Source organism: Pseudoxanthomonas sp. z9 (genome assembly GCF_006542425.1).
In the GTDB taxonomy this organism is placed as follows: domain Bacteria; phylum Pseudomonadota; class Gammaproteobacteria; order Xanthomonadales; family Xanthomonadaceae; genus Pseudoxanthomonas_A.
Genome location: NZ_VFID01000012.1, coordinates 300,378 through 321,740, shown reverse-complemented (window position 1 = coordinate 321,740; position 21,363 = coordinate 300,378). Strand labels below are relative to the sequence as shown.

At 67.8% G+C, this 21,363-nt stretch carries 20 protein-coding genes and 1 pseudogene; 12 read left to right on the top strand and 9 right to left on the bottom strand.

All coding sequences use genetic code 11. The annotated features are described in order from the left end of the window. Positions 1-181 precede the first annotated feature (181 nt). Together FG323_RS15550 and xerD are read right to left on the bottom strand one after the other, a co-directional pair. Entirely contained in the window at positions 182-1,000 is an 819-nt protein-coding gene (locus FG323_RS15550) for a thioredoxin fold domain-containing protein (RefSeq protein ID WP_141455615.1), read from the bottom strand. Between the two features lie 86 nt (positions 1,001-1,086). Beyond that, entirely contained in the window at positions 1,087-2,040 is a 954-nt protein-coding gene (gene xerD, locus FG323_RS15545; RefSeq protein WP_141455614.1) for a site-specific tyrosine recombinase XerD, read from the bottom strand. Between the two features lie 90 nt (positions 2,041-2,130). Here xerD and FG323_RS15540 point away from each other — a divergent pair, with 90 nt between their 5' ends. Then, the gene (locus FG323_RS15540) at positions 2,131-2,607 is read left to right on the top strand and encodes an RDD family protein (protein WP_141455652.1); all 477 of its coding nucleotides are present in this window, start codon (positions 2,131-2,133) and stop codon (positions 2,605-2,607) included. A 317-nt stretch (positions 2,608-2,924) separates the two neighbouring features. On the opposite strand, the gene lptG is transcribed toward FG323_RS15540, so the two are convergent. Both lptG and lptF read right to left on the bottom strand, forming a co-directional pair. Beyond that, positions 2,925-4,025 (bottom strand): LPS export ABC transporter permease LptG, encoded by a 1,101-nt coding sequence (lptG, locus tag FG323_RS15535; RefSeq protein WP_141455613.1) that lies wholly within the window; start codon positions 4,023-4,025, stop codon positions 2,925-2,927. Further along, positions 4,022-5,101, bottom strand: coding sequence for an LPS export ABC transporter permease LptF (gene lptF, locus FG323_RS15530; RefSeq protein ID WP_141455612.1), 1,080 nt, complete (start codon positions 5,099-5,101; stop codon positions 4,022-4,024). Before lptF ends, lptG begins: the two co-directional genes overlap by 4 nt. Positions 5,102-5,228: 127 nt before the next feature. Between lptF and FG323_RS15525 the strand changes: the two genes are divergently transcribed. From FG323_RS15525 to FG323_RS15515, 3 genes are all read left to right on the top strand, one after another. Further along, positions 5,229-6,713, top strand: a complete 1,485-nt coding sequence (locus FG323_RS15525; RefSeq protein WP_141455611.1) for a leucyl aminopeptidase — start codon at positions 5,229-5,231, stop codon at positions 6,711-6,713. Between the two features lie 114 nt (positions 6,714-6,827). Then, positions 6,828-7,253 carry a DNA polymerase III subunit chi gene (locus FG323_RS15520; protein WP_141455610.1) on the top strand — a complete coding sequence of 142 codons (426 nt, stop codon included), beginning with the start codon at positions 6,828-6,830 and terminating at the stop codon, positions 7,251-7,253. 98 nt (positions 7,254-7,351) lie between these two features. Beyond that, complete coding sequence (locus FG323_RS15515) at positions 7,352-10,237, top strand: valine--tRNA ligase (RefSeq protein WP_141455609.1); 2,886 nt, start codon at positions 7,352-7,354, stop codon at positions 10,235-10,237. 26 nt (positions 10,238-10,263) lie between these two features. Here the strand turns inward: FG323_RS15515 and rimI are convergent, their stop codons facing one another. The 3 genes from rimI to pssA are packed head-to-tail and all read right to left on the bottom strand — an operon-like array spanning position 10,264 to position 12,007. Then, on the bottom strand, positions 10,264-10,719 hold the full coding sequence (gene rimI, locus FG323_RS15510) for a ribosomal protein S18-alanine N-acetyltransferase (protein WP_141455650.1): 456 nt from the start codon (positions 10,717-10,719) through the stop codon (positions 10,264-10,266). A 50-nt stretch (positions 10,720-10,769) separates the two neighbouring features. Further along, positions 10,770-11,228, bottom strand: a complete 459-nt coding sequence (locus tag FG323_RS15505) for an alanine acetyltransferase (protein ID WP_141455651.1) — start codon at positions 11,226-11,228, stop codon at positions 10,770-10,772. A 2-nt stretch (positions 11,229-11,230) separates the two neighbouring features. Then, positions 11,231-12,007 (bottom strand): CDP-diacylglycerol--serine O-phosphatidyltransferase, encoded by a 777-nt coding sequence (gene pssA / locus FG323_RS15500; protein ID WP_141455608.1) that lies wholly within the window; start codon positions 12,005-12,007, stop codon positions 11,231-11,233. Between the two features lie 115 nt (positions 12,008-12,122). Between pssA and FG323_RS15495 the strand changes: the two genes are divergently transcribed. From FG323_RS15495 to FG323_RS15485, 3 genes and pseudogenes are all read left to right on the top strand, one after another. Continuing rightward, a complete protein-coding gene (locus FG323_RS15495; protein ID WP_255470208.1) occupies positions 12,123-12,500 on the top strand; it encodes a DUF4124 domain-containing protein in 378 nt (125 codons plus the stop codon). 125 nt (positions 12,501-12,625) lie between these two features. After that, entirely contained in the window at positions 12,626-14,320 is a 1,695-nt protein-coding gene (locus FG323_RS15490) for a proline--tRNA ligase (RefSeq protein WP_141455606.1), read from the top strand. A gap of 146 nt (positions 14,321-14,466) precedes the next feature. Continuing rightward, positions 14,467-14,844 (top strand): annotated as a pseudogene (locus FG323_RS15485) (H-NS histone family protein); the annotation flags it as partial. A 131-nt stretch (positions 14,845-14,975) separates the two neighbouring features. Here FG323_RS15485 and FG323_RS15480 read toward each other — a convergent pair. Next, complete coding sequence (locus tag FG323_RS15480) at positions 14,976-16,220, bottom strand: threonine/serine exporter family protein (RefSeq protein ID WP_141455604.1); 1,245 nt, start codon at positions 16,218-16,220, stop codon at positions 14,976-14,978. Between the two features lie 89 nt (positions 16,221-16,309). Between FG323_RS15480 and FG323_RS15475 the strand changes: the two genes are divergently transcribed. The 5 genes from FG323_RS15475 to FG323_RS15455 are packed head-to-tail and all read left to right on the top strand — an operon-like array spanning position 16,310 to position 20,670. Continuing rightward, positions 16,310-17,206, top strand: a complete 897-nt coding sequence (locus FG323_RS15475; protein WP_141455603.1) for a DMT family transporter — start codon at positions 16,310-16,312, stop codon at positions 17,204-17,206. Continuing rightward, positions 17,203-18,318: an ABC transporter permease gene (locus FG323_RS15470; protein WP_141455602.1), complete on the top strand. Its 1,116-nt coding sequence runs from the start codon at positions 17,203-17,205 to the stop codon at positions 18,316-18,318. Before FG323_RS15475 ends, FG323_RS15470 begins: the two co-directional genes overlap by 4 nt. Before the next feature lie 4 nt (positions 18,319-18,322). Beyond that, positions 18,323-19,117, top strand: coding sequence for an ABC transporter ATP-binding protein (locus FG323_RS15465; RefSeq protein WP_141455601.1), 795 nt, complete (start codon positions 18,323-18,325; stop codon positions 19,115-19,117). Between the two features lie 3 nt (positions 19,118-19,120). Then, on the top strand, positions 19,121-20,047 hold the full coding sequence (locus FG323_RS15460) for an MlaD family protein (RefSeq protein ID WP_141455600.1): 927 nt from the start codon (positions 19,121-19,123) through the stop codon (positions 20,045-20,047). Next, positions 20,044-20,670: an ABC-type transport auxiliary lipoprotein family protein gene (locus tag FG323_RS15455; protein WP_141455599.1), complete on the top strand. Its 627-nt coding sequence runs from the start codon at positions 20,044-20,046 to the stop codon at positions 20,668-20,670. The genes FG323_RS15460 and FG323_RS15455 overlap by 4 nt, the downstream gene beginning before the upstream one ends. 34 nt (positions 20,671-20,704) lie before the next feature. Here the strand turns inward: FG323_RS15455 and FG323_RS15450 are convergent, their stop codons facing one another. After that, positions 20,705-21,328 (bottom strand): alpha-ketoglutarate-dependent dioxygenase AlkB, encoded by a 624-nt coding sequence (locus FG323_RS15450; protein WP_141455598.1) that lies wholly within the window; start codon positions 21,326-21,328, stop codon positions 20,705-20,707. Between the last annotated feature and the right edge of the window lie 35 nt (positions 21,329-21,363).

Below are 21,363 nucleotides of genomic sequence, written 5' to 3'. Positions count from 1 at the left end.
GGAGCGTGCCGTCAGGACGGGGCCCGCTATTGTAACGGAGGCCGGGTTCCCGGACCCGACCCAGCCCGGATCCGGCTCCTGGCCGGACCTCTGGCGCCCGCGGGCCGGCGCCCGGGCATGAAAAAGGCCGGCCCCTGCAAGGGGACCGGCCTTCGGGCATCCCAAAAGACGGGAGCTTCGGTCAGGGCGCGCCGCCGGCCTTGGCCTGCTCGGCGGCCAGGTCGTCCAGTGCCTTGCGCAGGGCGGCCGGCGGCAGGTAGCCGCCCAGTTGGGTGCCGTCGGCGGCGAAGATCGCCGGGGTCCCGTCCACGCCTACCCGCTGGCCGATGTTGTATTCCATGGTGACCGGATTGGTGCAGTCGCGCGACTGCACCGGGCGGCCGGACTTGGCTTCCGTCAGCGCCTTCTTGCGATCGGTCGAGCACCAGACCGAGATCATGTCCTTGTGGTCCTGGCTGCCCAGGCCCATGCGCGGGAACGCCAGGTACTCCACCGCGATGCCCTGCCGGTTGATCTCGGCAATCTCGCTGTGCAGCTTGCGGCAGTAGCCGCATTCGATGTCGGTGAACACGCTGACCGTGTACTTGGCGTTCGGCGGCGAGAACACGATGCGATCGGCGTGCGGCACCGACTTGAGCAGGTCGGCACGATAGCGCGCCATCGCCGGGCTGCCCTTCATCAGTTCGCGGTTGCCACCCTGCAGGTCGACCACCGCGCCCTGCACCAGGTAGCGGCCATCGTCGCTGATGTAGACCAGCTGGCCGCCGGCGATCACTTCGCGGAAGCCTGGCAGCGGCGCCACGCCGACATATTCGACGCTGATCTGCGGATTGAGCCGCTTGATCGCCTCGCGCACCTTGGCATCGGCAGGACCGCCGCTGGAAGCCGCGTTGGCGGAAGCCGGCGCGGACTTGTTGTCGGCGCCCGGCGCCTGCGGTGCCTGCGCGCATGCGGTGAGGCTGAAAGCGCCCAGCAGCGCGATGGAAAGAAGGCGGGTCATCGGCATCTCGTTTCAATTCCGCCAGGGCGGTCAGTCAGGATGCGGGCAATTCTCGCACAGGCCCGAGTCAGTTCGATTAACGGGTCTCAGGCGCGCGGATGGTGCTTGCCATGCAGTTGTTTCAGATGCTCGCGGGCGACCAGGGTGTAGATCTGGGTGGTGGACAGCGAACTGTGGCCCAGCAGCAATTGCAGCGCACGCAGATCCGCGCCGCGATTGAGTAGATGGGTGGCGAAACTGTGGCGCAGACCATGTGGGCTGATCCGGACGGGATCGATGCCGGCCACGGCGGCGTAACGTTTGACCAGGGTCCAGAATTGCTGGCGGCTCGGCGCTTCACCCTGCGGCGTGAGGAACAACGCCGCCAGGCTGCGCTTGTTGGCGAGCGCCGGACGCGCCTGCGCCAGATAGGTTTCGAGCCAGTGCTGCGATTCCTCGCCCAGCGGCACCAGCCGCTCCTTGCTGCCCTTTCCGGTTACCCGGATCACGCCCTGGCGCAGATTGACCGCAGTGGCCGGCAGATTGACCAGTTCACTGACGCGCAGCCCGGCGGCGTACATCAGTTCCAGCATCGCGCGATCACGCAGGCCCTCGGGCGTGTCGGTCAGCGGCGCGGCCAGCAGTGCGTCGATCTCAGACTCGGCCAGCGCCTTGGGCAACGAGCGCGGCAGCTTCGGGGGATCCAGCAACGCGGTCGGGTCATCACCGCGATCGCCGCGACGCAGGCGATGGGCGAAGAAGGCGCGCAGCGACGACAGCAGGCGCGCGTTGCTGCGCGGCGAATAGCCTTCGCGGGTGCGCCACGCGAAATAGTCGAACAGGGCGGCGCGATCGGCCTGCGCCAGGCCGCCATGCGCACCGTTGCGCCAGCGCGCGAAGCCCTCCAGGTCCCGCCGGTAGCTGTCCAGCGAAGGACGCGCCAGGCCGCTCTCGGCCCACGTGGCATCCAGGAACGCCGCGATGACCGCGGCGTCGGCATCCGGAACGGGCGGCAGCGCCTGCACTTGCTGGCGACGTTCGGCGGGCGTGCGGGAAGTCATCGTGCAAGCTTAGGCCAGATTCGCGTATGGACGCATGCGGGAATGCGGGTCCATCGCACCGCGCGCGTGGCGGCGCGCTATCCTTTTGCGATGACCGCGTCCGCCGCACCCGCCGAAAGACCCCGCGCCCTGATCGGCTGGCGCCTGCTGTCGCTGCTCTACGACGTATGGCCGGTCCTTGCGCTGTGGATGCTCATCTCCCTGGCCTTCACCCTTGGCTACACCTTCCTGGGTCACCACGGCGCGCGCGAGAACATCGCGCCCTACAGCCCGCTGCAACTCCTGCTCTGGCTGTGCTGCTGGAGCGTGGCCGGGCTGTACGCCACCCTCAGTTGGGCCCGTGGCGGACAGACCCTGGGCATGCGCCCGTGGCGGCTGAAGGTGGTGGACATGCAGGGCGGACCGCCAACGATGCGCGCGTTGTGGCTGCGGTTTGCCGTCGCCACGCTGTCGCTGGGATTGGGCGGATTGGGGTTCTGGTGGGGCTGGGTCGATCGGGACCGGTTGACGTGGCATGACCGCATCAGCGGCACGCGGCTGATCCGGCTGCCCAGGCAGAAGCGCTGACATTTCCTTTCACCGGCGCGCTGCGGCGCGTTCGATACCCCGTCACGGAAAGTGGGTCGGGGCGCGGCATGACCGCATCAGCGGCACGCGGCTGATCCGGCTGCCCAGGCAGAAGCGCTGACATTTCCTTTCACCGGCGCGCTGCGGCGCGTTCGATACCCCGTCACGGAAAGTGGGTCGGGGCGCGGCACGACCGCATCAGCGGCACGCGGATGATCCGATTGCCGAAGCAGAAGCGCTGACGCATTGTTTTCCCGGCGCGCTGCGGCGCGTTTGATACCCCGTCACGGAAAGTGGGCCGGGGCGCGGCGCAAATGCTATGCGCTGCGCCGTCGGAACATCCAGGCCGACACCGCCAGCAGCAGGATCGGCGGCATCGCGTAGGCGAGGCGGAAATCCATGTGGAACGCGCTGGCCAGGCGCACGAACTGCAATTGCAGCGCCCAGAAGCTGACCGCGAAGATGATGCCCAGGAACAGGCGCTTGCCCATGCCGCCACTGCGCAGGCTGCCGAACGCGAACGGGATCGCGGCCAGGCACAGCGCCAGCACGTTGAGCGGATAGAACCAGCGGCTCCAGTACAGATCCTCGTACTCGCGCGCATCCAGCCCGTTGCGCTTGCGGTAGTCGATGTTCTGGCCGAGTTCGCGGGTCGGCAGGTTGCGCGCCTTGGTCAGGCCGGACGACAGCACCGCCGCGTCGAGCTTGGATTCCCAGCGCTCGCCCAGCACCTGCTGCTGGGTTACCGAACGCGCGTGGAAGGTGGTCCGGCGCACGTTCTTCAACAGCCAGTGGCCTTCCAGGTGCTCGGCGGTCGCCGCGTGGGCGATCGAGGCCAGGCGGCCGTCGGGAGCCAGTTCGTACAGGCGGACATCGCGCAGCTGCAGCCAGTTGCGGCCGTCTTCCTTGCGCTCCTCGCCGCTCTGCGCGTACATGAAGGTATTGCCCTCGCGCGCCCACAGGCCGGAGAAGCGGTCCACCGCCACGTCGCCGCTGCGGGCGCTGTTCTTCAGCACGTCGGCCTGGCGCTGGCCCCACGGGCCCAGGGTCTCGCCGCTGAACACCATCAGCGCGGTCAGGATGCCGAGCGCGGCCGCCACCGAGATGCTCAGGCGTCGCCGCGACAGGCCCAGCGCGCGCAGCGCGGTCAGCTCGGAGCTGGCCGCCAACTGGCCCAGACCCATCAGCGAACCGATCACCGCCGCGGTCGGGAACATCGTGTAGGCGCGGCGCGGCACCGTGTAGGCCAGCCAGGCCACCGCGTGGCCGAAGGTGTAGTTGCCCTTGCCGATGTCGCTGACCTCGTTGGACAGGGCCATCACCAGGTCCAGGCCGACCAGCACCGCCCAGGTCAGCAGCACCGTGGCCAGCACCACCCGGCCGACGTACAGGTCGTGCAGATTCGGACGCAGCCTCATGCGCGCGCCCTCGGCCGGCCCAGCTTGCCGTCACGCAGATAGAACCAGATGGCCGCGGCCAGCAGCGGCAGGGTCAGCCACCACAGGCCGACGAAGCCCGGCAGCTTGCCGTCGGTCAGCAACTGGGTGCCGTTGAACATCAGGCTGACGCCGACCAGGTAAGCCAGGAACCCCAGCATGACCCGCCCGTAGCGTGCCTGCCGCGGCGAACTGCGCGACAGCGGCAGGGTCAGCAGCGCGAACGCCAGCGCCAGCAGCGGCGGGGTCAGGCGGGCATGCAACTGGGCATTGGCACCCGGCCGGTCGTCGCCCAGCAGGGCCGGCGTGGACAGCACCTCGGGATCGTTCTGGTCCAGGGTGTCGGTGCGATCCGGCAGCGCCGATTCGTTGCTGGCATAGCGCATCAGCCGGTAATCCAGGCCCTCCCCGGCCGGGCCCTCGACCCGGAATCCGTCGGTCAGGCGCAGATAACGCTTGCGCTGGCCCTCGAAGAACATCTGCCCGTGCTGGGCGGTGACCACGTCCAGGCGGTCATCCTTCTGCCGGTGCATGAACACGCGTTTCAGGGTGGTGCCGTCGGCGGAAATGCCGCTGACGTAGACCACGGTGCCGTTCGACAGCACGGTGAACTTGCCCGCCTCCAGCCCGGACACGACCAGGCTGCGATTGGCCTGGTCCAGCATGTTCTCGGCGGTCCGCTTGGCCCAGGGGCCGAGCCACAGCGAGCACAACGCCACCGCGGCCACCACCGGCACGACCAGCAGCAACAGCGGCCTCAGCAGGCGGCGCGGGCCCACCCCGGTGCCGGTGAACACGGCCATCTCCGAGTCGCGATAAAGGCGGGAAAAGGCCAGCAGCAGCCCCAGCATCAACGCCAGCGGCAGGATGTAGGGCAGATAGCCCAGGAACTGCAGCCCCAGCTGGGACAGCAGCAGCCGGGCCGGCACCTTGCCGTCGGCCACCTTGCCCAGGATGTCGGCCATCACCCCGCCCACGCTGACCATCAGCAGGATGATCAGGGTGGCCAGGAAGCTCTGGGTGAATTCTCGGAACAGGTAGCGGTCCAGCTTCGGCATCGTGCTTGTTTTACAATCCGGGGTTCGTTCGCTGGCGTCGGCAGACGGCGGTCTTGCGCTTCCGCACGGGAAGCCCGCCCTTCGACAGGACCCGCGATTGTACGGAACTGGCCATGGAATCTGCTCAATGACCCTGGAATTCACCCTGAACCATGACGCCCCGGCCAGCGCCGGCGTCGATTGCGTGGTGGTTGGCGCCTATGGCGACAAGACCCTGACCCCGGCCGCCCAGGCCATCGACGCCGCCAGCGGCGGCCGTCTGGCGGCCCTGGTCGCGCGCGGCGACATCAGCGGCAAGACCGGCAAGACCGCGCTCCTGCACGACCTGCCGGGCGTGGCCGCGCCGCGCGTGCTGGTGGTGGGATTGGGCGAGGCGGCGAAGTTCGGGGTGCCGCAGTACCTGAAGGCGGTCGGCGACGCCGCCCGCACGCTGAAGGCCGGCCCCTCGGCCAGCGCGCTGTTCACCCTGGCCGAGGTCGAGGTCAAGGACCGCGACGCGGCCTGGAAGATCCGCCAGGCGGTGATCGCCGCCGACCACGCCTGCTACCGCTACACCGCCACCCTGGGCAAGAAGAAGAACGACGAACCCGGCCTAGCCCGTTTCGCCATTTCCGGCGAAGACGCGCAGGCGCTGGCGCAGGGCGCGGCGATCGCGGCCGGCGTGCAGTTCACCCGCGAGCTGGGCAACCTGCCGCCGAATATCTGCAATCCCGCCTACCTGGCCGAGCAGTCGCAGAAGTTCGCCGCCGGCAACGGCGCCGAATGCGAGGTGCTGGACGAGGCGCAGATGGAAACCCTCGGCATGGGTTCGCTGCTGGCGGTGGCCCGCGGCTCGGCCAACCGGCCGCGCCTGATCGTGCTGAAGTGGAACAACGGCGGCGACGCCAAGCCCTTCGTGCTGGTCGGCAAGGGCATCACCTTCGATACCGGCGGCGTCAACCTGAAGACCCAGGGCGGCATCGAGGAGATGAAGTACGACATGTTGGGCGCCGGCAGCGTGCTCGGCGCCTTCGTGGCGGCGGTGAAGATGCAGCTGCCGCTGAACCTGGTGGTGATCGTGCCGGCGGTCGAGAACGCCATCGACGGCAACGCCTACCGCCCGTCCGACGTCATCACCAGCATGTCCGGCAAGACCATCGAAGTCGGCAACACCGACGCCGAGGGCCGCCTGATCCTGTGCGACGCGCTGACCTACGCGCAGCGTTTCGAACCGCAGGCGCTGGTCGACGCCGCCACCCTGACCGGCGCGTGCATCGTCGCCCTCGGCCGCTACGCCACCGGTCTGATGAGCAAGCACGACGATCTGTCCAACGAACTGCTGGCCGCCGGCGAACAGGTCTTCGACCGCGCCTGGCGCCTGCCGCTGTGGGACGAGTACCAGACCCAGCTGGATTCCACCTTCGCCGACGTCTACAACATCGGCGGCCGCTGGGCCGGCGCGATCACCGCCGGCTGCTTCCTGGCCCGCTTCACCGAAGGCCAGCGCTGGGCCCACCTGGACATCGCCGGCGTCGCCAACGACGAAGGCAAGCGCGGCATGGCCACCGGCCGCCCGGTCGGCCTGCTGGCGCAGTGGTTGCTCGACCGCGCCGCAGGCGCGGCCGGGAATTGATCAACGGGAATAGAGAATCGTGAAAGCAAACTCCTGCACGACTGGAACGACCGGCGCACGCGTGCTGCTTACCGCTGTTCTCCGATTCCCGATTCTCCATTCCCGATTCCCGGCCTGATGCGCGCCGATTTCTACCTCATCGCCAAGCCCCGGTTCCTGGAGGAGCCGCTGCGGCTGGTCTGCGAGCTGGCGCGCAAGGCTTACGACGGCAACCACTGGACGCTGATCCTGGCACGTGACGCCGCGCAGGCCGAGGAACTGGACGAGCTGTTGTGGGCATTCGACGAGGAAGCCTACATTCCGCACCAGATCGCCGGCACCGACGACGAGGATGATCTGACTCCAGTGCTGATCGCCACGCCGGACTTCGATGCGCCATCGCGCGCGCTGGTGATCAACCTGCGCGACGATGCCTACGCCGGCGCCTGCGAGCGGGTGCTGGAAGTGGTGCCCGCCGACCCGACCGCACGCGATCCGCTGCGCGAACGCTGGAAGCAGTACAAGGCGCGCGGCTTCGACGTGAACAAGTACGACATGTAGCACGGGAATCGGGCATCGAGAATGGAGAATCGTCAAAGCAAACAGCCGATTCCCCGCTCCTTCCCATTCCCCATTCCCTATTCCCGATTCCCGCCCCAATGACCGATCTCGCCTCCAGCTACGACCCGAAAACCTTCGAATCCCGCCTGTACACCGAGTGGGAAAGCGCCGGCCATTTCAAGCCGCGCGGCGAAGGCGAGCCGTACACGATCCTGCTGCCGCCGCCGAACGTCACCGGCACCCTGCACATGGGCCATGCGTTCCAGCAGACCATCATGGACGCGCTGATCCGCTACCACCGCATGCGCGGTTTCGACACGTTGTGGCAGGTCGGCACCGACCACGCCGGCATCGCCACCGAGATGGTGGTGGCGCGCAACCTGAGCCAGGAAAACCTGACCCGCGACGGTCTGGGCCGCGAAGGCTTCATCGGCAAGGTGTGGGAGTGGAAGGCCGAATCCGGCGACATCATCGAGCGGCAGATGCGCCGCCTGGGCACCTCCGGCGACTGGTCGCGCAGCACCTTCACCATGGATCCGGAGCCCTCGCGCGCGGTGATCGAAGCGTTCGTGCGCTGGCACGAGGAAGGCCTGATCTATCGCGGCCAGCGACTGGTCAACTGGGATCCGGTGCTGAAGACGGCGATTTCCGATCTGGAAGTGGAGAACGTCGAGGAAGACGGCTTCCTGTGGTCGATCGCCTATCCGCTGGCCGATGGCAGCGGCAGCGTGACCGTGGCCACCACCCGCCCGGAAACCATGCTCGGCGACGTCGCGGTGATGGTGCATCCGGAAGACGAGCGCTACGCGCACCTGATCGGGAAAAGCGTGAAGCTGCCGCTGACCGATCGCGAGATCCCCGTGATCGCCGATGACTACGTGGACCGCGAGTTCGGCACCGGCGTGGTCAAGGTGACCCCCGCGCACGATTTCAACGACTACCAGGTGGGCGTGCGCCACGAACTGCCGCTGATCAACCTGTTCACCCCCACCGCCGCCATCAACGACAACGCGCCGGAGAAGTATCGCGGCCTGGATCGCTACGACGCGCGCAAGGCGGTGCTGGCGGACCTGGAGGAAGCTGGCCTGCTGGTGGAAACCAAGCCGCACAAGCTGCAGGTGCCGCGCGGTGATCGCACCGGCCAGGTGATCGAGCCGTACCTGACCGACCAGTGGTTCGTGAAGATGGACGACCTGGCCCGCCGCGGCCTGGAACTGGTCGAGAGCGGCGAAGTGAAGTTCGTGCCGCCGAACTGGATCAACACCTACCGCCACTGGATGGAGAACATCCAGGACTGGTGCATCAGCCGCCAGCTCTGGTGGGGCCACCGGATTCCGGCCTGGTTCGACGCAGAAGGCCGCTGCTACGTCGGCCGCGACGAAGCCGAAGCGCGCGCCAGGGCCGGGTTGTCCGCCGACGTGGCGCTGACCCAGGACAGCGACGTGCTGGAAACCTGGTTCTCCTCGCAGCTGTGGCCGTTCAGCACCCTGGGCTGGCCGGATCCGGAGGCGATGGCTGCGCGCGGTTATGACCGCTACCTGCCCTCCTCGGTGCTGGTCACTGGCTTCGACATCATCTTCTTCTGGGTCGCGCGCATGGTCATGGCGACCGACCACTTCACCGGCAAGGTGCCCTTCCGGGACGTCTACATGACCGGCCTGATCCGCGACAAGGACGGGCAGAAGATGTCCAAGTCCAAGGGCAACGTGCTGGATCCGCTCGACATCATCGACGGCATCTCGCTGGAGGATCTGGTCGCCAAGCGCACCCGCGGGTTGATGCAGCCGAAGATGGCCGAGAAGATCGAAAAGGCCACCCGCAAGGAGTTCCCGGACGGCATCGCCCAGCACGGCGCCGACGCGCTGCGCTTCACCATCGCCGCGCTGGCCACCCATGGTCGCGACATCAAGTTCGATCTCGGCCGCGCCGAAGGCTACAAGAACTTCTGCAACAAGCTGTGGAACGCCAGCCGCTTCGTGCTGATGAACACCGCCACCTTCACTCTTCCCCCGCAAGCGGGGACCGTTCCGCCTGCTCTTCCCCCGCAAGCGGGGACTGTCCCCCCTGCTCTTCCCCCGCAAGCGGGGGAAGATGCCCGAAGGGCAGATGGGGGCCACCCGGCAGCAATCCCCACTCCCGTCACCGACGCCGAAAAGTGGATCCTCGCCCGCCTCGCCACGGCAACGGCCGAAGCCGAGACCCACTTCGCCAACTACCGTTTCGACCTGCTGGCGCAATCCCTGTACGAGTTCGCCTGGAACGAGTTCTGCGACTGGTTCGTCGAACTGGCCAAGCCGGCGCTCAACGGCAGCGACGCGGCGGCCGCCGACAGCACCCGCCACACCCTGCTGCACGTGCTGGAAACGTTGTTGCGCCTGCTGCACCCGCTGATTCCCTTTGTCACCGAGGAACTGTGGCAGCAGGTGGCGCCGCGTCTGGGCATCACCGATGAAACGATTTCGCTGCGTCCGTATCCCGCCGGCGCCGATTTCGCCGGCCAGGACTTCGGTCGTGCCGAAGCGGACGTCGAGTGGCTGAAGACCATGGTCACCGCGCTGCGCCGCGTGCGCAGCGAACTGAACGTCGCGCCCTCGCGCAGCGTCCGCCTGCTCCTGCAGGCCGGCATCGCGCAGGATCGCGAGCGGATCGAGCGGCATGCCTCCTCGCTGTCGTTCCTGCTAAAGCTCGAAGCCATCGAATGGCTGGCGGTGGACGCCACGGCCCCCGCCTCCGCCGCCGCGATGGTCGGCGAACTCAAGCTGCTGGTGCCGCTGGAAGGCCTGGTCGACCTGGACGCCGAACGCGCCCGCCTGGACAAGGAAATCAAGCGCGTGGAAGCCGAGATCGGCAAGTGCAACGGCAAGCTGGGCAATGCCACCTTCGTGCAGAACGCGCCGGCGGCAGTGGTCGAGCAGGAGCGGCAGCGCCTGGCCGAATGGACCACCCAGCTCAACGGCCTGCGCGAACAACGCGCCAAGCTATAGCCCGGCGGGGTGGGCCAAGGCCCGCCCTACAGCGGCGGCATCTTCTCGATGTCGTCGGCGACCAGTTCGATCGCCATCACCAGCGCATCCTCGCGCCCGTCGCGGGCGGGGTAATAGCGCGGCCGCCGGCCGATCTCGTTGAAGCCTTCGCTGTGGTACAGCCGGATCGCGCCCAGGTTGGACGGGCGGACCTCCAGGAATACGCGGCCCGCGCGCAGATCGCCCGCCTGCTTCACCAGCGCGCGCAGCAGGTACCGGCCCAGGCCACGTCCCTGCCGTTCGGGCGTCACGCAGACATTGAGGATATGGGCTTCGTCGGCGGCGATGCTGATCAGGCCATAGCCGATCACCAGGCCATGCTCGACCATCACCCAGGCCGGATAACCGGCCTTGAGGCAGTCACGGAAAATGCCACGGGTCCAGGGAAACGGATAGGCGCGTTGTTCAATCGCCATCACCGCGTCGAGATCGCCATCGCGCATCGGCCGCAACGAGGCCGACGGGGCGATGCCCGGCTCGACGCTGACCGCGCTCACGGTGCCGAGGGCCGGCGCAATGCCCGCAACCGCGGCCACAGGGCGCGCTTGGCGGCCGGGTTGCCGCGCAGTTCCGAGGAAGCCGGCCACTGCGCGAAGATCTCCGCGGCGCCTTCCGCGTTCGGATTGCAGCCCGATGCGCGGATCAGGGCGAAATGCAGCCGGTCCGGCAGGCGCGATGCCGGACGCGGGCGGACCGCCGGCGCCCGCGGACGTTCGCTCGCAGGTGCCTGATCGAACGCGGGCGCCCTGGGTGACGCGACGTCGCGGCGCGGCACGTGCATCGGGGGTGCCGGCGCCACCGTTTCGGACACCGTCGCCGGCGCACCCGCATGCGTGGCGACCACCGGCTCCGGTTCGTCGGTCGCCGCGTCCCCGGCCAGCCACACCGTGTAACCCAGCGCTGCCAGCCAGCCCTGCTGCTCGGCCGACCAGGGCGAGGCTTGCGGCGACAGGCTCACGCCCGCGCCTCGCCGCGCCGGGAACGCTGCCACAACCAGTAGCCCGGGCCGGACAACGCGTACACCACGCCCACCGCGAACAGTACGCGGGGCAGATCGATGAACAGCACCGCGATCGCCACGGCCACCAGGAACAGCGCCACGAACGGCACCCGGTCCCCGCGCGCACCGCCTTCGCCGCTGCCCTTGAAGCTCCAGAAGCGGATCCGGCTGACCATCAGCAATGCCGCCACGATCGTCACCGCCAGCGCCACGTAGCGCAGTTCGTCGCCGTTCCAGCCCAGGCTGCCATCGGCGAAGGCCCACACGAACGACATCATCAGCCCGGCCGCGGCCGGACTGGCCAGGCCGACGAACCAGCGCTTGTCGACCGTGCCGACCTGGGTATTGAACCGCGCCAACCGCAGTGCCGCGCAGGCCGCATAGAGGAATGCCACCGCCCAGCCCACCCGCCCCATCGCGGCGTTGTCCAGCTTCAGCGCCGAAAGCGACCAGTGATACATCACCAGCGCCGGTGCCAGGCCGAAGCTGACCAGATCGGCCAGCGAGTCGTACTGCACGCCGAACGCGCTGCTGGTGCCGGTGAGGCGGGCGACGCGGCCGTCGATGCCGTCCATCAGTCCCGCCACGAACACCGCGATGGCGGCGTTGACGAACTGGCCGTCGGCGGCGGCGATGATCGCGTAGAACCCCGCGAACAGGCCGGCGGTGGTGAACAGGTTCGGCAACAGGTAGATGCCGCGGGAGCGCGGCGGCGGCTTGATTTCGTCCATGCGTCCCAGTTTAGCCCAAGCCCCCCCGCCTCCGGCTTGCCAGGCCGGCGGGGGGATGCTGCAATCCGGTTCCTGCCGTTTCCGCCTGGAGCCGACCGTGCGCGCACCGCCCCGACTGTCCACCGGCCTTCTGCTGGCCCTGGCCGCGGCCAGCCTGCCGTGCCTGGCCACTCCGGTCTACCAGTGGAAAGACGCCAAGGGCGTGACCCACTATTCGGACAAGCCTCCTGCCGGACAGCAATACCAGGACCGCCGCATCGCGCCGCGCGGAGAACCGGTTCCCCAGGCCGACGATGCCGCGGGCAAGTCCGTCGAACACCCGCAGTGCACCACCGCGCGCAGGAACCTGGAAATCCTGCGTGGCAGCGGCCCCGTGCTGCAGGCGGATGCGGACGGCAAGCCCGGGCAGGCGATGGACGAGAGCCAGCGCGCCAACCAGCTGGCGCTGGCCCAGGCGGCCGAAAAGGCGTACTGCGTCCCGCCCGCGAATTGATCTTTCGCCGCGCCGCGGCGCCATTGCCGACAGCGCAGGAAGCCGCGCCACCACCATGGGCGCGGGCGCGGACTGCGCAAGGCTGGCAGAATAGGCCGCTCATTCCCCCGAAAAACCGAATCTCGATGCGCCTGTCGCAATTCCATCTCCGCACCGCCAAGGAAACCCCGGCCGACGCCGAACTGGTCAGCCACCAGTTGATGCTGCGCGCCGGCATGATCCGCAAGCTGGCCGCCGGCCTGTACACCTGGTCGCCGCTGGGCCTGCGGGTGCTGCGCAAAGTGGAAACTGTCGTGCGCGAGGAGATGAATCGCGCCGGCGCCATCGAAATGGTCATGCCGACCATCCAGCCGCGCGAGCTGTGGGACGAAAGCGGGCGCTGGGACAAATTCGGCGATCAATTGCTCAAGCTCAAGGATCGCAAGGAGCAGGAGTTCTGCTACAGCCCCACCGCGGAAGAGGCCGTCACCGACTTCGCCCGGCAGGAGCTGAACAGCTACAAGCAGCTGCCGGTGAACTTCTACCAGGTCCAGACCAAGTTCCGCGACGAAATCCGCCCGCGCTTCGGAGTGATGCGCGCGCGCGAGTTCATCATGAAGGACGCCTACTCGTTCCACCTGACCGACGAGGATCTGGTGCGCGAGTACCGCAACATGCATGCGGCCTACACCCGCATCTTCACCCGCCTGGGCCTGGACTTCCGCGCGGTGCAGGCCGACAGCGGCGCCATCGGCGGAGACGCCTCGCAGGAATTCCACGTGCTGGCCGAATCCGGCGAGGACGCACTGGCCTTCTCCACCGGTTCGGACTACGCCGCCAACGTGGAAGCCGCGCAGGCCGCGGCGCCCGGGCCGCGTCCGGCCGCTGCGGAAGCGCTGCGCAAGATCGACACACCCACCCAGAAGACCTGCGAGGACGTGGCCGCGCTGATGGGCATCGCGTTGCAGCGCACGGTCAAGTCGGTCGCGCTGATGACCGAGGGAGGCTTCGTGCTGGCGCTGGTGCGCGGCGATCACGCGGTCAACGAAATCAAACTGGCGAAGGTGGCCGGCATGACCGGATACCGCCTGGCCAGCGAAGCGGAAATCCTGGACCACCTGGGCAGCGAGCCGGGTTTCCTCGGCCCGATCAATCCGCGCCAGGCCATCCGCGTGATCGCCGACCGCGACGTCGCGGCCATGGCCGATTTCGTGGTCGGCGCCAACGAGGCCGGCTTCCACCTTGCCGGCGTCAACTGGGACCGCGATCTGGCCGAACCTGAAACCGTCGCCGACATCCGCAACGTGGTCGAGGGCGAAGCCGCCGCTGATGGTGGCCAGATCCGCCTGGCACGCGGCATCGAGGTCGGCCACGTGTTCCAGTTGGGCCGCAAGTACAGCGAGGCCATGCAGTTCACCGTGCTGGATGAAAACGGCAAGGCGGCGACGCCGGCGATGGGCTGCTACGGCATCGGCGTGAGCCGCATCGTCGCCGCGGCGATCGAGCAGAACCATGATGCCAACGGCATCATCTGGCCGGCGCCGATGGCGCCCTGGTCGGTGGCGGTCTGCGTGATCAATCCCAAGAACGATCCGGCGGTGGCCCAGGCGGCGAATGAATTGCTGGCGGAGTTGATCGGCGACGGCGTCGACGCGGTACTGGATGATCGCGGCCTGCGTCCGGGCGCGATGTTCGCCGACATCGAACTGATCGGCATTCCGCATCGCGTGGTCGTGTCCGAACGCGGACTTGCGGCCGGAACCTATGAATATCGCTTCCGCAAGGCCAGCGAAGCGGAAAATCTCGACAAATCGGAATTGATTCGCCGCCTCGCGGGCTGAACGATAATCCGGATGACGTTCGGGGCGGATATATGTCGACTCACTGACATTATCCGCCCCGATTTGTTTCTGCAAAGCCGCATGGCTAAGATGCAACTCCCGCCATGGACAGGTGATATTCCCTTTCCATACATCCGGAGAACTAGATGTCGATTGATTTGCGTGGCCTGTCGGCCAAAGAACTGGGCAGCCTGATCGAGAAAGCCCGCCAGCAGCAGACGAAACTGGCCAAACGCACTCCCATCGCTGCCATTCGCAGCAGAATCACCAAGTTCGCCAAGGCCGAGGGTTATACGATCGAGGAACTGTTCGGTACGGCAGGCAAGGCTCCCGCGGCACGTGGCCGCAAGGCCGCCGCCAAGTCCGCTCCGCGCGCCGGCCGCAAGCTCGGCAAGGTGGCACCCAAGTACCGCAACCCCGCCAATCCCAAGGAAACCTGGACTGGTCGCGGCAAGCAGCCGCGCTGGCTGGCCGCGCATACCGCCAAGGGCAAGAAGCTGGAAGACTTCCTGATCAAGAAGAAGTAATCCGCTTCACCGCAAGACAGGAACGCCACGCGCTTCGGCCCGTGGCGTTTCTTGTTTCTGGGGGCTGATTCTACGCGCCGATGCACCGCCCTGCCGGAGTCCCGGCGCAAACCGGCTACCGTTCAGATTCAGAGATTCTTGCGTGCCGATACCACCAGGTTGCCGAACAGCAATCCCGCGATCAGCGCCATCACGATGTTGGTCACGCCCAGCAGCGCCGACTGGCCGACGCCGACGTCCTGCTGCTGGACCAGCGTCATCAGCCCACGCAGGCTCGCGCTGCCCGGGACCAGCATGAGGATGCCGGGCACCCGGATCAGCGCGCCGGGCCGGTTGGCCCAGCGCGCGAAGGCGTTGCCCGCGGCGGTTAGCACCAGTGCCGACAGGAAGATGCCCACCGGCGCACCCCATGCCTCGCCGGCGAAGCGCGAAATGCCGTAACCGGCGAAAGCGGCGGCCATCACCCAGGGGTAATCGCGGCGATGCGCCTTGAACAGCACCGCGAATGCGTACGCGGCCAGCACCATCGACGACCATTCCACCCATTCCGGCTGCGGCCGCGACGCACGCACCTCCGGATACAGGCCCACCAGTTCCGCCAGCGTGACCGCGATCAGGCTGCCGACGGTAAGTTTCAGAATCGTCGCCATCGCACCCGCGAAACGGGCCACGCCGGACACCAGATGCTGGCTGGTCAGCTCGTTCACCGAATTGGTCAGCGCCATGCCGGGCAGCAATACGATCAGCGATGCGATGATGACCGTGTTGAGATTCAGCGGCGCGATGAAGTTGGCGATCAGGATCGCCACGAAGCCGGCCAGCAGCGCCGAGAGCGCATCGCTGGCCTCCTTCATCTGCGGCCGTCGCGCGATCAGATGGCCCAGCAGGCCAATCAGCAGGCCGATCAGGCCGGCGGTGGCGATGTCCAGCCACGGCAGCCGCCACAGACCGGCGACCGCGCCGGAGGCCAGCCCCGAGGCCAGCACCTGCATCGCCCGCCAGCGGGCGCTGGGCCTGCGATCCAGCGAGCGCAGCGCGGTATGGCCCTCGGCCACGCTCATTCGCCCGGCGACCACGTCCTCGGCGATCCGGTCGGCCTCGCTCAATTTGTGCAGATCGTTTTCACCGGGCGCCAGCCGGATTACCCGGGTGGTATCGCTGGCGCCCAGCGGACGTGCCGGATCGTTGAAACTCAGGATCAGCCCGGTCGGATTCGACCATGGCTCGCAATCCAGCCCGAGCCGCTGCGAAAGCGCGGCCACCGCCGCTTCCAGGCGCTGGGCGGTGGTGCCGTAGCTGTGCAGGCGGCTGGCGATCTCGCAGACAAAGGCGATGCGCTGGGCGTAGGTGGCGGAGGCCGAATTCTCTGACATGTCACAAAGGTTGGAGCCGGCTTCGCCGGGGATGGGCCGCATGGGGATTGCGTAAACTGATCGCGGTCGGCGCAGCATAAAGGTGGACGTTGAGTATTGGTATCGGCGAGGCGCTGGCGCTCGGCAGCGCGGCCGCCTGGGCGGTGGGCGTGATCCTGGCGCGCCAGTTGGGCGCGACCCTGCCGCCGCTGGCGCTCAACCTGATGAAGAACGGGCTGATATTGGCGCTGCTGGCGCCGGTAGTCCTGTTCCTGCACGCCGGCCAATGGCCGCAGATGCCGATGCGCGACGTCGCGCTGGTGCTGGCCAGCGGCGTGCTTGGCATCGCCATCGCCGACACCCTGTACTTCCGCGCGCTCAACGAACTGGGTGCCGGCCGCATGGGCGTCATCGGCAATCTCTACAGTCCGCTGGTGCTGTTGATGGGGTTCCTGTGGCTGGACGAGCGCCTGGGCGCGCGCCAATGGCTGGGCTTCGGCCTGGTCGGCCTGGGCGTGCTGCTGGTCACCCGCCCGCCGCGGGAATGGCGGACGCATCCGGCCCACACCTTGCGCGGCGTGCTGATTGGCATGAGCGCGATTGCGCTGATGGCGCTCGCGATCGTGATGGTCAAGCGGATCCTCGAGGAACAGCCGCTGCTCTGGGTCACCGTGCTGCGCCTGGTCGGCGCGGTCGCCGGCCTGCTGCTGATCGCCGCCCTGCCCGGCCTGCGGCGCCATCGCGCGTTCGATCCCGGCAAGGTGCCGTGGCGCCGGCTGATCCTCGCCGCGGTGATCGGCCAGGGGCTTTCAATGGTCCTGTGGCTGGGCGGCTACAAGTACACCTCGGCCTCGGTGGCGGCCATCCTCAACGAATCCGCGTCGGTGTTCCTGGTGATCCTCGCGGCGGTCTGGCTGCGCGAGCCGCTGGGCCGGCGCGGCGCGGTCGGCGTCCTGCTTACGTTCAGCGGCATAGCCTGTATGCTGCTGGGCCGAGCGACGCCATGACCCGAACCGACGCACGCCCGCAGTTCCAATCCGACCCCTCCGAACCCTCGCGGGTGCGGCTGGAAGGCGATTGGACGCTCGCGACCGCCCTGAAAGTCGCCGATCGCCTGCGCGAAGTCCCCGAAGGGGTGACCGAACTGGACGCCACCGGCATCGCCCGCATCGATTCGGCCGGCGTGCTGCAACTGCTGCGCTTCGCCAGTCGGCGCAAGCTGGCGCCGGAGGCGCTGCTGTTCCGCGAGGATCACCAGGCGCTGGTATCGACCATCGAGGACGTCGCCGACGATCGGCCGCCGCGCAAGCGCGACTATGGCTTCCTGGCCGCGTTGTCGCGCCTGGGCGAACGGGTCAGCGAGAACGGGCACGAAATCGTCGCCCTGCTCAGCTTCACCGGCGAGAACCTGGTCAAGCTGGCGCGAATGGTCAAGGAACCGCGCCGTTTCCGCGCCATCGCTACCGTTTCGCACATGGAGCAGGTCGGCCTGGACGCCGTACCGCTGGTCATCCTGCTCTCGTACATGGTGGGTGCGGTCATCGCATTCCTCGGCTCGACCGTGCTACGGGACTTCGGCGCCGAGATCTTCGTGGTCGAACTGGTCAGCATCGCCTTCCTGCGCGAGTTCGCGGTACTGATGACGGCGATCGTGCTGGCCGGACGCACCGCATCGGCCTTCACCGCCCAGATCGGCGCGATGAAGAGCCGAGAGGAAATCGACGCGATCCGGACCCTGGGGCTGGATCCGGTGGATCTGCTGGTGATTCCACGGCTGGTCGCCCTGCTGGTGATGCTGCCGCTGCTGACCTTCATTTCGATGATGGCCGGCCTGGCCGGCGGCGTGACGGTGGGTGCATTCGACCTGGGCATTCCTCCGCAGATGTATCTGGCCCGGATGCACGACACCATGGAGGTGCGGCATTTCCTGGTCGGCCTGTCCAAGGCGCCGGTGTTCGCGCTGGTGATTGGCCTGATCGGCTGCCTGCAGGGACTGCAGGTCACCGGCACCGCGCAATCGGTCGGCGAGCGCACCACCTCCAGCGTGGTGCAGACGATCTCGCTGGTCATCATCCTCGACGCGCTCGCCGCGTTGTGGTTCATGCACATGGGCTGGTGACGCGATGGCCGATGCAAGTGACGACGCGATCATCCAGGTCCGCGGACTGGTCAATAGGTTCGGCGAGCAGGTCGTGCACGATGGCCTGGACCTGGACGTGCGGCGCGGCGAAATCCTCGGCGTGGTCGGCGGCTCGGGTACCGGCAAATCGGTGCTGATGCGGGCCATCCTCGGCCTGCGCGCCCCGCAGGCCGGCAGCATCCGCGTGCTCGATACCGATGCGCTGTCCGAAGACCCGCAGGCGCGCCTGCATATCGAACGCAACACCGGTGTGCTGTTCCAGGACGGCGCCCTGTTCTCCTCGCTGACCGTGGGTGAGAACGTGCAGGTGCCACTGAAGGAACATCACGGCGAATTGCCCGACAGCTGGCGCTATGAACTGGCGCTGCTGAAGATCAAGCTCGCGGGCCTGCCGGCCGACGCGCTCAACAAGCTGCCCGCGCAACTGTCCGGTGGCATGCGCAAACGCGCCGGCCTGGCACGCGCACTTGCGCTGGACCCGCCGCTGCTGTTCCTGGACGAGCCGACCGCCGGCCTGGACCCGATCGGCGCGGCCGCATTCGATCGCCTGATCAAGACCCTGCAGGAAGCGCTGGGCCTGACGGTGTTCCTCATCACCCATGATCTGGACACCCTGTACGCTATCTGCGACCGGGTCGCGGTACTGGCCGATCGCAAGGTCGTGATTACCGCGCCGCTGGCGGAAGTGGAGCGCTTCGATCACCCTTGGGTCCAGGAGTATTTCCATGGCCCCCGGGCCAGGGCTGCCCGTGGCGAGCCCGAACAAGAGGAAGCCTGAAGCATGGAAACCCGAGCCAACTACGTCCTCATCGGCGCCTTCACCCTGGTGACGGCGGCGGCGCTGCTGCTGTTCGGCCTGTGGGCGGCGAAGTACTCCTCCGAGCGCACCTGGCAGCAATACCAGATCGTGTTTCGCGAAGCAGTCACCGGCCTGTCCGTCGGCAGCCCGGTGCAGTACAACGGCATCGCCGTCGGATCCATCACCAAGCTGTCGCTTGCTCCCAATGACCCGCGCCAGGTGGTGGCGAGCATCCGGGTGGAGTCTTCCACCCCGATCAAGACCGACACCCGTGCCAAGCTGGCCATCACCAGCCTGACCGGCCCCACCATCATCCAGCTCAGTGGTGGTACTCCACAGGCGCCGGCGTTGACGTCGGTGGACAAGCGCGAAGCGCCGGTCATCCAGACCGCGCCCTCCGCGTTGCAGAACATCACCGACACCGCCAACCGGATCGTCGAGCGCCTGGATGAAGTGTTGAGCGACAAGAACGTCGCCAGCATCGCCGCGACCCTGCAGAACCTGGAGAACATCAGCGGTTCGCTGGCCAATCGCGACGAGGGCCTGCAGGCGCTGATCGTCAGCGCGCGCGACGCGGCGAAGAAACTGGATGCGACCCTGACCACCACCAACGGCGCCATCGAGCGCATCGATCAGAACCTGGTACGGCAGTTGCCGCCGCTGCTGAACAAACTGGACGCCACCCTCGCCAAGCTGGATTCGGCCGCCGGCAACGCCGACGCCATCCTGGGCGAGAACCGCGCCGCCATCAACAGCTTCGCCAACGATGGCCTGGGCCAGTTGGGTCCGACCCTGACCGAGTTGCGCGGCCTGGTCCGCGACCTGCGCCGGGTCAGTGACCGGCTGGAAGGCAACCCCACCCGCTACCTGCTCGGCCGCGACGCACCCAAGGAGTTCGAACCCAAATGAAGGCGCTGCGCATTTCCCTCATCCTGTCGCTGGCCGCGCTGGCCGGCTGCTCCTCGATCCTGGGCAGCGGCCCACGTGAGCCCACCACCATCTATGCGCCGGAAGTCCGGGTCGCGGCCGACCCGGCCTGGCCGACGGTGGCCTGGTCGCTGGTCATCGCCAAACCCACCGCCGCGCGCGTGGTCGACAGCCCGCGCATCTCGGTGCGGCCGGCGCCGGGCGAGTTGCAGGTCTACAAGGGTGCCTCGTGGTCGCAGCCGGCGACCGAACTGCTGCAGGACGCGGTGCAGCGTACGCTGGAGGATTCCGGCCGCATTCCCGCCGTCTCCAGCGCCGATGCGGGCATCCTGGGCGACTACCGGCTGGTGATGGACGTGCGTCGCTTCGAGGCCGACTACGCTGGCCAGGCTGTCCCGGCTGCCACCATCGAGGTCAATGCCAAGCTGGTGCAGAATCGTAGCCAGCGCGTGGTCGCCTCACGCACCTTCCAGCAGATCCGGCCGGCCGGTTCGACCGACGTCGCGCAGGTGGCGGCCGCGTTCGAGCAGGCGCTGTCCACCCTGACCGGCGAGGTTGCCGGCTGGGTGTTGGTCAGTGGACAGGCCGACGCCAGTCGCCCCTGAGCACTGTTCCGGCCTGTCCGCGCGTACCGGGCCGCTATCTGCGGGCGGACACCGGATGGATGAGGCGGAAAGTCAGATTGATCCGCTCGCCCACCGGCCGCGCCGTGCGCGGCAGGGCATGCCGGTAGTGGCGCTGGGTATCGCCGGCCATCAGCAACAGGCTGCCATGCGGCAGATCCAGCGCCAGCCGGGTTTCCGCCCGTTCACGGTGCTTCAGCGCGAAGCGGCGGGTGGCGCCCAGGCTGATCGAGGCGATTGCCGGCGCCTCGCCCAGTTCCGGCTCGTCATCGCTATGCCATCCCATCGCATCGCGCCCGCCGCGGTAGCGATTGAGCAGCACGCTGTTGAACGGCGTTCCCAGATCATCCCGCAGGCGTGAGGCCAGCCGTTCCACGTCCGGATGCCAGGGATGCGGCTCGAACAGCGCCCCGGAATAGCGATAGCGCGCTTCCGGATCCCCCATCCAGCAACTGAGCCGGGGCGAATCGACTTCCCGTCCGAACAGGCGGATGCGATGCACCTCCCACGGAACCTCGGCGATCAGGCGAGCCATCAACACGTCGGCCTCCTCCGGCGCCAGCCATTGCGGCCACAGGCGCAGGTGCGCGCCCGGCAGGTCAATGGTTCCATCCGGCAGCAACGGCAGGGGTATGGTCATCGCGCGCCATGCTCGCGGATTTGCCCCACCCCGCG